This is a genomic window from Massilia sp. CMS3.1 (assembly GCF_051262535.1).
In the GTDB taxonomy this organism is placed as follows: Bacteria; Pseudomonadota; Gammaproteobacteria; order Burkholderiales; family Burkholderiaceae_D; genus Telluria.
Genome location: NZ_JBIMES010000001.1, coordinates 554,894 through 568,667, shown reverse-complemented (window position 1 = coordinate 568,667; position 13,774 = coordinate 554,894). Strand labels below are relative to the sequence as shown.

14 protein-coding genes are annotated in these 13,774 nt (G+C 64.0%); 6 read left to right on the top strand and 8 right to left on the bottom strand.

The features are described 5' to 3' along the window. Positions 1 to 3 precede the first annotated feature (3 nt). The 4 genes from ACHAC9_RS02500 (at position 4) to ACHAC9_RS02485 (ending at position 3,715) form a co-directional block, all read left to right on the top strand. Positions 4 to 1,146 (top strand): acyl-CoA dehydrogenase family protein, encoded by a 1,143-nt coding sequence (locus ACHAC9_RS02500; protein WP_435756806.1) that lies wholly within the window; start codon positions 4 to 6, stop codon positions 1,144 to 1,146. Next, the gene (locus ACHAC9_RS02495) at positions 1,143 to 1,958 is read left to right on the top strand and encodes an oxepin-CoA hydrolase, alternative type (protein ID WP_435756804.1); all 816 of its coding nucleotides are present in this window, start codon (positions 1,143 to 1,145) and stop codon (positions 1,956 to 1,958) included. Before ACHAC9_RS02500 ends, ACHAC9_RS02495 begins: the two co-directional genes overlap by 4 nt. Next, positions 1,948 to 3,153 (top strand): CaiB/BaiF CoA transferase family protein, encoded by a 1,206-nt coding sequence (locus ACHAC9_RS02490; RefSeq protein ID WP_435756802.1) that lies wholly within the window; start codon positions 1,948 to 1,950, stop codon positions 3,151 to 3,153. Before ACHAC9_RS02495 ends, ACHAC9_RS02490 begins: the two co-directional genes overlap by 11 nt. A gap of 172 nt (positions 3,154 to 3,325) precedes the next feature. After that, the gene (locus ACHAC9_RS02485; RefSeq protein ID WP_435756800.1) at positions 3,326 to 3,715 is read left to right on the top strand and encodes a CzcE family metal-binding protein; all 390 of its coding nucleotides are present in this window, start codon (positions 3,326 to 3,328) and stop codon (positions 3,713 to 3,715) included. 30 nt (positions 3,716 to 3,745) lie between these two features. Here ACHAC9_RS02485 and ACHAC9_RS02480 read toward each other — a convergent pair whose 3' ends face one another. The 5 genes from ACHAC9_RS02480 to ACHAC9_RS02460 are packed head-to-tail and all read right to left on the bottom strand — an operon-like array spanning position 3,746 to position 8,322. Continuing rightward, positions 3,746 to 4,927, bottom strand: coding sequence for an ABC transporter substrate-binding protein (locus ACHAC9_RS02480; RefSeq protein ID WP_435756798.1), 1,182 nt, complete (start codon positions 4,925 to 4,927; stop codon positions 3,746 to 3,748). Positions 4,928 to 4,982: 55 nt separating this feature from the next. After that, positions 4,983 to 5,690: an ABC transporter ATP-binding protein gene (locus ACHAC9_RS02475; RefSeq protein WP_435756796.1), complete on the bottom strand. Its 708-nt coding sequence runs from the start codon at positions 5,688 to 5,690 to the stop codon at positions 4,983 to 4,985. Beyond that, entirely contained in the window at positions 5,677 to 6,441 is a 765-nt protein-coding gene (locus ACHAC9_RS02470; RefSeq protein ID WP_435756794.1) for an ABC transporter ATP-binding protein, read from the bottom strand. Before ACHAC9_RS02470 ends, ACHAC9_RS02475 begins: the two co-directional genes overlap by 14 nt. After that, complete coding sequence (locus tag ACHAC9_RS02465) at positions 6,434 to 7,459, bottom strand: branched-chain amino acid ABC transporter permease (RefSeq protein WP_435756792.1); 1,026 nt, start codon at positions 7,457 to 7,459, stop codon at positions 6,434 to 6,436. The genes ACHAC9_RS02470 and ACHAC9_RS02465 overlap by 8 nt, the downstream gene beginning before the upstream one ends. Then, the gene (locus tag ACHAC9_RS02460; RefSeq protein WP_435756789.1) at positions 7,459 to 8,322 is read right to left on the bottom strand and encodes a branched-chain amino acid ABC transporter permease; all 864 of its coding nucleotides are present in this window, start codon (positions 8,320 to 8,322) and stop codon (positions 7,459 to 7,461) included. Before ACHAC9_RS02460 ends, ACHAC9_RS02465 begins: the two co-directional genes overlap by 1 nt. A 514-nt stretch (positions 8,323 to 8,836) precedes the next feature. Here ACHAC9_RS02460 and ACHAC9_RS02455 point away from each other — a divergent pair. Together ACHAC9_RS02455 and ACHAC9_RS02450 are read left to right on the top strand one after the other, a co-directional pair. Further along, complete coding sequence (locus ACHAC9_RS02455; RefSeq protein ID WP_435756787.1) at positions 8,837 to 9,655, top strand: IclR family transcriptional regulator; 819 nt, start codon at positions 8,837 to 8,839, stop codon at positions 9,653 to 9,655. A 168-nt stretch (positions 9,656 to 9,823) separates the two neighbouring features. Continuing rightward, on the top strand, positions 9,824 to 10,234 hold the full coding sequence (locus ACHAC9_RS02450) for a hypothetical protein (protein ID WP_435756785.1): 411 nt from the start codon (positions 9,824 to 9,826) through the stop codon (positions 10,232 to 10,234). Positions 10,235 to 10,338: 104 nt separating this feature from the next. Here ACHAC9_RS02450 and ACHAC9_RS02445 read toward each other — a convergent pair whose 3' ends face one another. The 3 genes from ACHAC9_RS02445 to ACHAC9_RS02435 all read right to left on the bottom strand — a co-directional run bounded on the left by ACHAC9_RS02445 (position 10,339) and on the right by ACHAC9_RS02435 (position 13,768). Continuing rightward, positions 10,339 to 10,794, bottom strand: coding sequence for a PaaI family thioesterase (locus ACHAC9_RS02445; protein WP_435756783.1), 456 nt, complete (start codon positions 10,792 to 10,794; stop codon positions 10,339 to 10,341). Between the two features lie 86 nt (positions 10,795 to 10,880). Further along, positions 10,881 to 11,966 (bottom strand): porin, encoded by a 1,086-nt coding sequence (locus tag ACHAC9_RS02440; protein ID WP_435756782.1) that lies wholly within the window; start codon positions 11,964 to 11,966, stop codon positions 10,881 to 10,883. 299 nt (positions 11,967 to 12,265) lie between these two features. Further along, positions 12,266 to 13,768, bottom strand: a complete 1,503-nt coding sequence (locus ACHAC9_RS02435; RefSeq protein WP_435756780.1) for a tripartite tricarboxylate transporter permease — start codon at positions 13,766 to 13,768, stop codon at positions 12,266 to 12,268. Positions 13,769 to 13,774: the final 6 nt, after the last annotated feature.

Genomic DNA, 13,774 nt, shown 5'->3' with positions numbered 1-13,774 from the left:
CAAATGAATTTCGAACATACCGAAGAACGGCGCATGCTCGCCGACAGCCTGAACCGCTTCATCGCCGAGCGCTATGGTTTCGAGACCCGCAACAAGATCGCCGCGACGAACGAAGGCTATTCGCCGGAGATGTGGAACCACTTTGCCGAACTGGGCGCGATCGGGGTCCTGATGCGCGAGGAAGACGGTGGCTTCGGCGGCGCCGGTTTCGATATCGCCGTCGTTTTCGAAGCGCTCGGGCGCGGCCTGGTGCTCGAACCCTTGCTGGCCAGTGCCGTGCTGGCGGGCGAGGCGATTGCCAGCGCAGGCAACGAATCGCAGCGCGACCTGTTGCAAAGCATTGCGGACGGCAGCACGATCGCCAGCTTTGCGCATGACGAGCCGGACACGCATTACGAACTCGCGCGCGTCGGCCTTACTGCCCAGCGCGAGGGCGATGGCTGGGTGCTGAACGGCGTCAAATCGGTGGTGCCGCAGGGCGCGCAGGCGACAGTCTTCGTCGTGTCGGCACGGTCTTCCGGCGCGATCGACGACGAAGCGGGCATCTCGCTGTTCCTGGTGCCAAGCGACACCGCAGGCCTGGCCGTACGCGGCACGCCGACCATCGACGGCGGCCATGTGGCTGAGCTGAGCTTCAACGGTGTGCGCCTCGGCGCCGATGCCCTACTGGGTGCTGAAGGGAAGGGCTTCTCCACGCTCGAACGCGCAACGGGTCGCGGCATCCTGGCCCTCTGCGCCGAAGCGCTGGGCGCGATGGAGGCGGCCAAGGCGGCCACGCTCGACTACCTGCGCACCCGCAAGCAGTTCGGCGTCCCGATCGGCAGCTTCCAGGCGCTGCAGCACCGCATGGCCGACCTGCTGCTGGAAATCGAGCAGGCGCGCTCCGCCGTCATCAACGCGGCAGCCGCACTCGACGCGGATCGCCTCACCCGCGAGCGCGCCCTGTCCGCCGCCAAGATGAGCATCGGCCGCATCGGTGCGCTCGTGGCCGAGGAATGCATCCAGCTCCACGGCGGCATCGGCATGACCTGGGAACTGCCGCTGGCGCACTACGCCAAGCGCCTGGTGATGATCGACCACCAGCTCGGCGACGAAGACCATCACCTGGAGCGCTACATCGCGCTCGGCCGGCAGCAGGCGGCATGAGCACGGGCCTGCTGGTAAGCACGCAGGGTGCGGTACGGGTGCTGGTCAACAGCAACCCGGCCGCGCGCAATGCGATTACCCCGGCACTGTACGACGCCTTGCCGGCAGCGCTGATCGAGGCTGCGGCTGACCCGTCGGTCGGTGCGATCGTATTTGCAGGCGAGGGCGACTTCTTCTGCGCCGGCGGCGACCTGCGCCAGCTGGCCACCCGGCGCGCGCTCGCTCCGGAGGGGCGCCGCGAAAAAATCGAGCGCCTGCATGACCTGGTTCGCGCGATTCGCGCCTGTCCGAAACCCGTGATTGCGGCGGTCGAGGGCGGTGCGGCCGGCGCCGGCATGTCGCTGGCACTGGCCTGCGACATGCTGGTCGCAGCCAAGGATGCCTTCTTCACCATGGCGTATGTGAAGGTGGGCCTCAGTCCCGATGGCGGCGCCACTTCCTTCCTGTCGCAATGCCTGTCGCGCCAGCAGATGATGGAACTGTGCCTGCTCGGCGAACGGATTCCCGCCGAGCGCCTGCATGCGCTGGGCGCCGTGAACCGTTTGACCGAGCGCGGCGCGGCGCTGACGCAAGCGATCGAGCTTGCCGAGCGCATCGCGCAGGGACCTGCGAATGCGGCCGCACGCATCAAGCATCTGGTTGAGCATGCCGGCCACGTGAGTCTGGAAGAACAGCTCGACCTGGAAGCGCACTACATGGCCGAGTCGCAGGGCGACGACGAGGCGCAGGAAGGCATCAAGGCCTTTTTCGACAAGCGCACGCCCGATTTTGCGGCCCTGCGCGGTCGCACTGGAGAACAACGTGACAACTAATCCCTCCCTGCCGCTAGCCGGCGTACGCGTGCTCGACCTGTCGCGGGTGCTGGCCGGCCCCTGGTGCGCGATGGTACTGGGCGACATGGGCGCCGAGGTCATCAAGGTCGAACACCCGGTGCGCGGCGACGACACGCGCGACTGGGGCATGCGCGTCGGCGCCACCGAGACGGCCTATTTCAACAGCGTCAACCGCAACAAACGCTCGGTCTGCCTCGACCTGAAGACCCCGGAAGGCCAGCAAATCGCGCGCGACCTGATTCGCAAGAGCGACATCGTCATCCAGAACTTCAAGTTCGGCGACATCGAGCGCCTGGGCCTGGGTTACGACGAACTCAAGAAAGAGCAACCGGGCCTGATCTACTGCTCGATCACGGGCTACGACCGCACCGGACCGGAAGCGGCGCGGCCCGGCTACGACCTCGTGATCCAGGGCGAGGCGGGCCTCATGGCCCTGAACGGCGAGCCGACCCAGCCGCCTTTGAAATTCGGCGTGGCAGCAGTCGACATGATGACCGGCATGTATGCGGCACAAGGCGTGCTCGCTGCGCTGTACGAGCGTGAACGGACCGGGCTTGGACGGCACATCGGCATGGCTTTGTTCGACTGCGGCCTGATGATCACGGCGTATTACGGGCTGGAAGCGCTGCTGCGCGGGAACGATCCTCCGCGCTACGGCAATGCCCACCCGTCGATCATGCCGTATGGCGTGTACGAGGCCGAGGACGGGCCGCTGGTCATCGCGGTCGGCAACAACAGCCAGTTCCTGCGCTTTTGCACCGAGGTCATCGACCGGCCCGACATCGCCAGCGACGAGCGCTTCAAGACCAACCTGGAGCGCACCAGGCACCGCGAGGAACTGGCGCCCCAGCTGCGCCAGGAAGTGGCCAAACGCAAGCGCCGCGACCTGCTCGACCGCATGGCCCAGGTCGGTATTCCCTGCGGCGAAGTCGCCGGCCTGTACGAAGCGATGACTTCGCCACGCGCGGTCGAGTCGGGGCTGGTGACGAGCATGGCGCATCCCGTTGCCGGTTGTGTCGACGTGATGTCTTCGCCCTACCGTTTCGACGGCGAGCGCTTGCCGGTGCGTAGTGCACCGCCAACGCTGGGCGAGGGGACGCAGGAAGTGCTGGCTGACTTGCTGGGGCTGTCGGAAGACACGCTGAAAGGCCTGAAGGAACGCGGCGTCGTTTGATTCGTTCATCACGGCCGGTGCGTCGGTGCCGGCTGGGGTTGAACGCGTGGGCGACACACACCGCTCGATTCCTCACGCCAACACCCGAAATTATTTGTCACTGTCGTGCTTCAATTCTCGCCGTCCACGGCATAGATTGGAACAAGCGTTTGTCTATTTCGGGGAGCCTACCATGTCAATCCGTCCACTTGTCCCGGTCGTCATCGTCAGCTTGTTGACGGCCTCCCTGTCGGCCAGCGCGGTTACGCCGCGCGCCGATCTGCTTGGCACCCCGGTTCCGCCGGCGGCAGCCAATCGTACCGTCGCACTTACCTCTGGCACCCAGTACGTGAACGTCACCGGCGGCGACGTCGTGCGTTTCGAGGCTGGCAGCCAGGCGTTTGCCTGGTCTTTCGATACCAGTCCGCTGGTGCAGGTGTTCGACCTGTCCCAGGTCGCCCCAGTCGGGTCCCTTGACCGTGTGGTGCGTGTGTATGTCGCACCCAATCCGCTGTATTCGGAACGCGCCGAGTTCAATAACAGCGTCGTGTCCGGCGGCCTGGGAGGCGGCCGGACACGGTAAGGCTAGTACGCTAGTGCTTATTTACCAGCCTTATTTGCCTGCGTTCATGGCGCGCAGGAACTGACCCTTGATCTTGCCGCCCTCGACGGTGCCCAGGATGGTATTGGCGATCGTGCCGCCCTTGCTGTCCAGACCGTCGATGTCGTTCGGGTTGTACGCCGCAGGCAGGGTGGTGAAGGCCTTTTCCATCTGGGCGCGAATGGCCGTCGCGTCGCTCGTGGTACCGGCCAGTTTCATGGCGGCGACAGTTGCGTGCACGGCCGAGTAGTTCAGGCTGATCTCGGTGCTAGGATCCTTGCCCGGATTGAGCTTGCGATAACGCGCGGTGAAAGCGACGGCTTCCGGACGGTCGTCGTTTGCCAGCGGCATCACGCCGATTGAGCCTTCCAGCGGGGCGATGCCGCCGACCACCTTGGCCATTTCGTCGATCTTGGCCTGGTCGAGGATGATGAAGCCGCCCTTGAAGCCCAGCTCGCGTGCCTGCTTGGCCACCAGCGCGGTCGGCTCGGAGGCGCCGCCGATGAACAGGACGTCGGGCTTGGACTGCATCGCACGGGAGACGCCGCTGTAGAAATCGGTGGCCTTGTTGTACGACATCGGGTTTTCGGCGACGATCTTGCCGCCGGCAGCTTCCCAGGCCGGTTTGAAGGCGGCCGACCAGGCTTTCGCGTAGTCGTGGTCCGCTTGCAGCATGGCCACGTTCTTGCCGTGCTTGGCCATCATGGCCTTGGTGAACGGGGCGATGTAGCCGGTGAAGTCAGGCGGGATGCGGATCGTGAGCTTGTTGCCGCGCTCGGTAACTTGCGGCAGGCTGGTGTAGGCGAGCAGCAGCATGTTCGCTTTCTCGTTCATGCCCTGGACCGCGAAGATGCCGCCCGAGTGCGGCACGAGGACTGCCGCGGTCTTGTGCTGCTGGATCAGGCGCTGCACGTTGATGCCGGTCTCGGCCGGGTTGTACTTGTCGTCCAGGGCGACGATCTCGACCTTGTAGGTCTTGCCACCGATGGCGAGCGGCTTGGCATTGATTTCGGCAGCAGCCATTTCCATGCCGCTCAACACGTTCTTGCCGTACAGGGCGGCGCCGCCGGAGAGGGGACCGGAGAAACCGATCTTGATGACTTCCTGCGCCTGAACACCGCCGGCGGCGAAGGCGAGGGTAGCCGCGGCTGCGGCCAGCAGGGTACGGCGGGACAACTTGGCTTGCACTTTCATGTTTGCGTCTCCTAATATTTACTTGTTGTGGTTGCTACTGGGGGTGGGTCGGCATCTATGCGCCGATATACGCTTTGCGCACTTGCGCGTTGTTCAGTAATTCCTCGCGTCCGCCTTCCATCACGATGTGACCCTGTTCGATCACATACGCCCGGCTGGCGATGTTCAGCGCCGCATACGCGTTCTGCTCGGCCAGCAGGATCGTGGTGCCGGCGCGGTTGATGCGCGCGATCACCTCGAACATCTGCTTGACCACCAGCGGCGCCAGGCCCAGCGACGGTTCATCGAGCAGCAGCGCTTTCGGGCGGCCCATCAGCGCGCGGCCGATTGCCACCATCTGCTGCTGGCCGCCGGACAGCGACCCGGCCGCCATGTCCTTCTTCTCGAACAGGATCGGGAACAGCTCGAAGACTTCTTCCAGCGAACGTTGCGTGCCTTTCGAGTCGCGCCGGTGCACGTAGGCCCCCAACGTCAAATTCTTCAGCACCGACATGCCGGGAAACAGTTTCCTACCCTCCGGACAGTGGACCAGCCCGTCGGCCACGATTTGCGAAGGCTTGCGTCCCACCAGTTGCTGGTCGCCGAAGCGGATGCTGCCCGACGATGCCTTCTGCAGCCCGCTGATGGTGAGGAAAATCGAGCTTTTTCCCGCGCCGTTCGAGCCCAGCAAGACCACCAGTTCTCCTTCGTCGGCATGGATCGAGACGTCGTGCAGGGCGCGGAAACTGCCATACGACAGCGATACCTTGTCAAGCCGCAGCATGTTCGCTCCCCAGGTAGGCTTCGATGACGACCGGGTTGGCGCGGATTTCGGCAGGCGTTCCTTCGGCGATCTTTTCGCCGTAATTGAGTACCAGGATCTTGTCGGCAAGGTTCATGATCATGTCCATCTTGTGTTCGATCAGGCAGACGGTCAGGCCGCTGGCGGCCATCTTGCGAATCAGGTTCGCAAGACCCACCGTCTCCTCGGGATTCACGCCGCCGGCCGGTTCGTCCAGCAGCAGCAGGGTCGGGTCGGTGGACAGCGCCAGGGCAAACGCCACGCGCTTCCTTTCTTCCTGCGAGATGTCGCCGGCGATGCGGTTCTCGATGTGGGACAGGCCCACGAAGTCGAGGGCGGCGCGCGCCTTTTCGCGGCAGATCCGTTCTTCTTCCTTCAGGCGTGCCGTGCCGAGCACGACGTCGAGCAGGCCGGACTTGGTGCGCAGGCGGTGGCCGACGATCAGGTTGTCGAGCACGGTCGCGGTATCGAACAGGGTCGTGCTCTGGAAGGTGCGCCCCATCCCGAGGCGCGCTGCCTGGTCGGCGCGCAGGCCCGTCACGTCGCGCCCGTCGAACATGATGCGGCCCGAGGTCGGGGCAATCGCGCCGCTGACGAGGTTGAAGAAGGTGGTCTTGCCGGCGCCGTTCGGACCGATGATGGCGTTGATCGTGCCGCGCGCAAACTTCACGCTGACGTCGTTCACGGCGGCGAGGCCGCCGAAGCGCTTGGTGAGCGAATCGATTTCAAGCATGGGTCGCTCCTTTCGCGGCCGGCACTGCGCCAATATCGCGCGCGGGATGCGGCGTGGCTGCGGCTTGCGCGGCCAGCGCTTCCTTGCGCCGCTTGCGGTTCATGTAGGTGCCGACGATCCCGTACGGCAGGAAAATCACCAGCAGCACCAACAGCGGGCCGAAGACGACGAAACGGTAATCCTGCAGCACCTGCAGGTACTGGGTCAGCCAGGGCACGCCGATCGCACCCAACAGTGGTCCGAGCAGGGTGCCGATGCCGCCGATGAGCATGTACATCGTCATGTCGAAGGTGTGCTCGACGCTCGCCACGCCGGGGCCGATGAAGCGCACGAAACCCGCGTACAGACCGCCGGCCAGACCCGAGAAGAACACGGACAGCATGAAGGCCATCAGCTTGGTGCGCATCAGGTTGATGCCCAGCGCCTGGGCCAGGTCGTCGCCGTTGCGAATGGCCATGAAGGTGCGGCCCATCAGCGAGCGCACGATCCGGTGCATGATCCAGAGGCTGGCAACGAGGAAGAACAGCACCAGGTAGTACTGCGGGCGCGCCTCGGAAAAGTCGATGCTGCCGATCGAAGGCGGCGCCGGGATGCCGATGATGCCGACTGTGCCGTGGGTCAGGCTTTCCCATTTTTCGATCACGAGGTACATGATGTAGCCCACGCACAGGGTGAAGATCGAGAAGAAGTGGGTTTTCAGGCGCAGCGACACGAGGCCGACGAAGAAGCCGAGGAAGGCGGCGAAGACGCCGGCCAGGGCAAACGCGACCCAGAACGGCACGTTGTAATCGACCGTCAGGATGCCGACCGTGTAAGCGCCGACCGCCATGAAGCCGCTGTGGGCCAGGTTGTACTGGCCGGTGTAACCCGTGATCAGGTTCAGGCCGATGGTGGCGATCGCGTAGATGTACGCGGTCGACATGACGGTCAGATGGTAGTCGTTCCCGGCCAGGAAGGGGAAGGCCAGGGCCAGCAGCAGCAGGGCGCTCCAGCCGACGGTGGGATTGAAGAACTTCATCAGTGGGCTCCCTTGGCGAACAGGCCCTGCGGGCGCACCGACAGGATCAGCACCAGGATCGCGAAGGCGATGATGTCCTTGTAGTCGGTCGAGATGTAGAAGGCGCCGAAGGCTTCGGCAAAGCCGAGGATCAGGCCGCCGACGATCGCACCAGGCACGCTGCCCATCCCGCCCAGCACGATGATCACGAATGCCTTGGTGATCACCAAGTTGCCCATCGAGGTGTACACCAGGTTGATCGGCGCATACAGCACGGCGGCGACGCCGGCCAGTGCGCCGGCAATGGCGAAGGTCAGCATCGCCACGCGGGTGGCGTCGATGCCGACCAGGGCCGCGCCCTCGCGGTTCTGCGCCATGGCGACAATCGTCGCGCCGGTGACCGTCTTCTTCAGGAACAGCTGCAGCAGGGCGACCAGCAGGAAGGCCGCCGCGATGATCAGGAGGCGCTGGGCCGGCAGGGTCAGTCCGCCGAATTCGAGCAGCTGGGTATACGGCGTCTCCATGCGGTGGAAGTCCGCGCCCCAGATCGCCTGGGCGCCCGCCTCGAGGAACAGCAGGATCCCGATCGAGGCGATCATGTGGTGCAGGTAGGGCGCTTTACGCAGCGGATGGAAGACCAGGCGCTCGGACAGCACCGAGATCAGCGCCACGATGACGGCGGCGCCCAGCATGCCCCACCAGTAGCCGAGGCCCAGCTTGCTCATGATGAAAAATGCCGAATAGGCGCCCGCCATGTAGAAGGCGCCATGGGCGAAATTCGGCACGTGCAGGATGCCGTAGACGAGCGTGAGCCCGAGTGCGACCAGGCTGTAGACCCCTCCAAGGGTCAGCCCGTTAAGGACTTGTTGCAGGAAAAGCTCCAAAATCGTGTCTCCGTTATAGGTGTGATCGTGTTTGATTTGGATGCTGCCGCGAGCGCGTTCTTACCGCATGAGCGCACCTCGTTGCGTGAAGGTCATGGGGGAATGCGCGTGCGTGTTCGGCAGGGGGGAGGTGCACGAGGAGGGAGCGAGGCCGCTGGTAGCGGCGTCGGCAAGGCTGCTTGCCCTGGTATTCGCCAACACATGGTGTATGAACATGCGACTCCTCGAAATGGGCGCGCGGTGGACGCACCCGGTGCGTTCTGCGATTTTGGTTTTGCTACGCGAAACTAGTGGGTGTAAAATGGAACAAAAAAAGGATACGATAATTTCAGGTGAGTAGCAACGTTTTGTTAGCGATCCGCAAACGGCACGCGGCGCACGTGAACGAAACGACCTCATGTGTTGATGCAACTCAACTGCCAATACAGCAAGGCCAGTGTGCCATGCCTTGCGCTTCGCGGCAAAGCCTCTTTCAGTAGGCGCGCATGCCCACCGTCCAGACCAGGGTCATCCAATGCAATCGAGCGATACGAACATGAGCGGGAAGGCGCCGGAAGGCGGTGAACCCCTTGACCCTTCCCGCAAGAACGAAGAGCGCTATTTCATTACCGCACTGGCGCGCGGGCTCGAGGTGCTGGCCTGCTTTCGCTCGGCCGACAAGGGCCTGACCAACCACCAGATTGCCGAGCGCTGCGGCTTGCCCAAGTCGACCGTGACGCGCTTCACCTACACGCTCACGCGCCTTGGCTACCTGGTGCAGGACGGCGGCGGGCGCTACGTGCTCGGCACGGCCACGCTGGGCCTGGGCGCGGCAATGCTGGCGCGCCTCGACATCCGCCAGTTGGCGCGCCCGATGATGCAGGAGCTGGCCGAGTTTTCCGGCACCACGGTGTCGATCGCAGTGCGCGACCGGCTCTCGATGATCTATATCGAGGTCTGCCGCAGCACGGCGGCCCTGGCCCTGGCGCTGCAGGTTGGCTCGCGCATGCCGCTGGCGGTGTCGGCGATCGGCCGCGCCTACCTGGTCAAGGCAACCGACCAGGAGCGCCAGGACATCCTGGCGCGCTACCTGGAGATCGACGAGATGGCCTACAAGGCGGTGCAGGATGCGATCGAACGCGGCACGCGCGACTATGCGCAGTACGGCTGCACCACCTCGTTCGGCGAGTGGCAGAAGGATGTCAACGGGATCGCGGTCGGGTTTTATCCGATCGGCGGCAGCCAGCTGATGTCGATCAACTGCGGCGGGCCGTCGTCGAGTGTGTCGGAACGGTTCCTGCTGGAAGAAGTGCGCCCGCGCCTGATCGAGATCGCGGCCCGGCTGGAGTCTTGAAAACCGGACTACCTCAACCTGACCCCAGCTGTGCGCTTACAGATTGAAACGTTTCTTACAGGGGAATCGACAGCTTTTGGCGGATTTTGCTGACACACTGTGGCCGTACGTACAGAGCGGCCGGAGGGTGCGCGATAGTATCGACCACAATGACACCAGGAGAAAAAAATGCGACTTGCTAAACAACACATCATCCGTATCGCCGCCGTGCTCGCCTTGACTGCGGCGTCCACATCCGCATTCGCCCAGAGTGCCGATTACCGCCGTGGTTACGACGAGGGTTATGCAGCCGGCCAGCGCGCCGCGCAAGACGACCGCGGCCGTCCGGGAGGGGGAAACCGCCTTCGCGTCGTCGAAGCCGAGTATGGTGCACGGGGTGCAATGTGCGACGCGCGCCGCGCGGTGCGCGATGAAGTCGAGCGCAGTGGTGGTGCCGTCCGCGCCGGAAATGGGCTGTGCGGCGACCCGGCTCCTGGCGTACAGAAGCGCCTGAGCGTCGTCTATCGTTGCGGCGATAGCGAGTCGCTACGGGTTGTTGCGCGCGAAAATGAAACGCTGCGCTTGAGCTGCCGCCGCTGATTGCGGCCGAGGCAAGACAAAAGCCGCGCACTGCGAAGTGGGCGGCTTTTTGCCGTCAACGTTCAGTGACTGGTCCGTTGTTCATCACCGAAGGGGCTGTTCTTTCAATACCCGGCATCGAGCTGCGCCGCCGTCAGCGCCTTCATCACCGCAAACACGCCGCTCGCGCGCAGCACGCGCTTGTCTCCCACCATCAGATTGCATTCCGCAAACGCCACACGCGAGCCGATGCGCCCGATGTGCACCTGCGCCTCGGCCCAATCGCCGGGCCGGGCGGCATCGATGAAATCGGTGCCGAGGTTGACGGTAACGAACGAATTGCGCCCATCGCAGGACATCGTCAGGCCCAGGCCCAAGGCCGAGTCGGCCAGGCTGGCCAGCATGCCGCCGTGGGCGATGCCGCGCATGTTGGTGTGGCGCTCGGTAATGCGCATGGCGATCACGATCTTGTCGGCGTCTCGCCGGCAATACAGGTCGCCCAGGCTGGCCATGTAGGGGCCGCCTCGTTTCAGGCGCTCGAATCCTTCCGGCACATTGCCGTCGTCGTCTTGTAGTGTCATCTCAACATCCGGGTAGCCCAAAAAAGTACGGCGACCCGAGGGCCGCCGTGGTACCGCATCTTACCCTGTCAAGCGATTGCCTGACATCAGAACATGTGCATCACGCCGGTCGTGAAGCGGTTGGCCTGGTCGCTGCCGACTGCCACGACGCCCTGCGCCAGGTTGATCCCGGTTGCGGTGATGACGGTATCGGTGTTGGCGCGGCTATAGGCTGCATACGCCACGGTGCGCTTGCTCAGCGCGTACTTGCCGATCAGGTGGTACTGCTGCGAGCTGTCGACCAGGTCGCCGTAGCGCTTGGTGTTGTACACGGCGCCGGTGACCGTCATCGCTGGCGCGACCGGAACGTCGACGCCGACGCCGGCGATCGTGATCTTGCGGTTGTTCAGATCGGTCTCGTTCGAGATGTAGGTGCCCTTGAGCACGAACGCCGCCATGGTGTACTTCAGGCCGAGACCGATGGACGTGAGCCTGTCGGTATTGAGGTTGTTCTTCAGGCGGGCATAGGCGGCTGCGGCGCCGAACGGGCCGGCGTTGTAGAACGTCGATACGCCCTGGTACGAGCTCTTCTGGATGCCATCGGCCTGTTCGCCGAAAGCGCGCATCACGGCAAAGCCCAGACCGCTGAAGGTCGGCGAGACATACTTGATCGAGTTGCTCTGGCGCAGGCCGCTGCCGCTGCCATTGGCACCGTAGGCGCCATACACGCCGGAGTTGTTCAGCGCGCCAAAGAGCACGTTCGGGCTGGTTGCGGCGAACGACAGGCCGAGCGGGTCCGCCAGGCCGACCGAGCCGACACCGAGAATGTTCTGGCGACCAAGGTCGATCGAGCCAAAGGCGCCGGACAGGCCGACGGTGGCTTCACGGTCGAACAGCGCGGTCGTTGGGACGGCGCCAGTGGCGACGCCGGCAGCGCCGGTGTCGTTGAACAAGGTACCTTCGAGGCCGAAACGGGCCTTCATGCCGCCGCCCAGGTCTTCGGTGCCCTTGAAGCCCCAGCGCGACACTTGCAGCTGGCCAGCTTCGACCGTGGTACGGTCGCCGACCGGGCCGTCATTGGTCACATGGGTGACGCCGGCATCGACGATGCCGTAAATGGTGACGCTGGTCTGTGCCGAAGCGGTCGACATGCAGGCGGCGAGTACGGCCATTGCGAGGATGGTCTTCTTCATTAAAACGGTCTCCTGGTTTTCTGTATGCTCCGGCCCCGACGAGGCCGGACGGCGGTACTGCGGGTATAGCGGCGGCGTTTCTCTTGGTGGAACTGTGCCATCTATAATGAAACTGTATTTTCATGCGTCAATATTGTCAACGACTTCATGCCACTTGCGAAGTGTTTGTGCAAAATCGCACAGGAAGTGTGTTCAATATGAGATAGATCTGGACGGGAATGTCCGGAACGGTGCACCGCAGTGGTGCGCCGGATGTGAAAACCGCACCCCCGGCAAGCATTGCGGGGGTGCGGACGCCATCACTCTTCGTGGAAGGCTTCTTCGCGTTTCTTGCGCAGCGCAGGCAAGAGCACGACGATCATGGCAGCCGCCGCCAGGGCCAGCATGGTGGCGCTGATCGGTCGGGTGACGAACACGAGCGGGTCGCTGTGCGAGAGCAGCAGCGCGCGGCGCAGGTATTCCTCCATCATCGGGCCGATGATGTAGCCCAGCAGCATCGGGGCCGGCTCGGCGCCCAGTTTTGCGCAGATGTAGCCAAACAGGCCGAACAAGGCCATCAGCCAAACGTCGAACTCGTTGTTGTTCAGGCTGAAGACACCGATCGAGCAGAACATCAGGATCGCCGGATACAGGCGGTGGTAAGGCACCGTGATCATCTTGACCCAGAGGCCGATCATCGGCAGGTTCAGCACAACCAGGAACAGGTTACCGAACCACATCGAGACGATCAGGCCCCAGAACAGTGCCGGCTGCTCGGTCATCACGGCCGGTCCAGGCTGGATGCCCTGGATGATCATCGCGCCGATCATCAACGCCATCACCGGGTTCGACGGGATGCCGAGGGTCAGCATCGGGATGAACGAGGTCTGGGCGCCGGCATTGTTGGCCGCCTCCGGCGCGGCGACGCCTTCGATCGCACCCTTGCCGAACATGGCCGAGTTTTTCGAGATTTTCTTCTCGATCGAATACGACGCGAACGACGCGAGCATGGCGCCGCCGCCGGGCAGGATGCCGAGCGCCGAACCGAGTGCGGTGCCGCGCAGGATCGGCGCGATGATGCGCTTGAAGTCGTCCTTGGTCAGCATCAGTCCCTTGACCTTCTTCATCATCACCGTGCGCGACTCGTCGTGCTCGAGGTTGCGGATGATTTCGCCGATGCCGAACATGCCCATCGCAACGATCACGAAGTTGATGCCGTCGGCCAGCTCAGGCAGGTCGAAGGTGTAGCGCGCCAGGCCCGAGTTGACGTCGGTGCCGACCAGTCCCAGCAGCAGGCCGAGGACCACCATGCCGATCGCATTAAGCAGCGAGCCGCTCGCCAGCACGACCGATGCGACCAGGCCCAGCACCATCAGCGAGAAATATTCGGCCGGGCCGAATTTCAGGGCCAGTTCGGCCAGTGGCGGCGCGAACAGGGCCAGCAGGACGGTTGCCACGGTGCCGGCGAAGAACGAGCCGAGCGCGGCCGTGGCCAGGGCCTTGCCGGCATTGCCCTGGCGCGCCATCTGGTAGCCGTCGATGGCGGTCACCACCGAGGACGATTCTCCCGGCAAATTGACCAGGATGGCTGTGGTCGAGCCCCCGTATTGGGCGCCGTAGTAAATGCCCGAGAGCATGATGAGCGCCGACACCGGCGGCAGGCCGAAGGTGGCCGGCAACAGCATCGCGATGGTCGCGATCGGGCCCAGGCCAGGCAGCACGCCGACGGCGGTGCCGACGAACACGCCGATCAGGCAGTAGGCGAGATTGGTAAGGGTGAAGGCCGTTTCCAGGCCTAGTCCGAGATTAGTAAAGATTTCCATATTTTC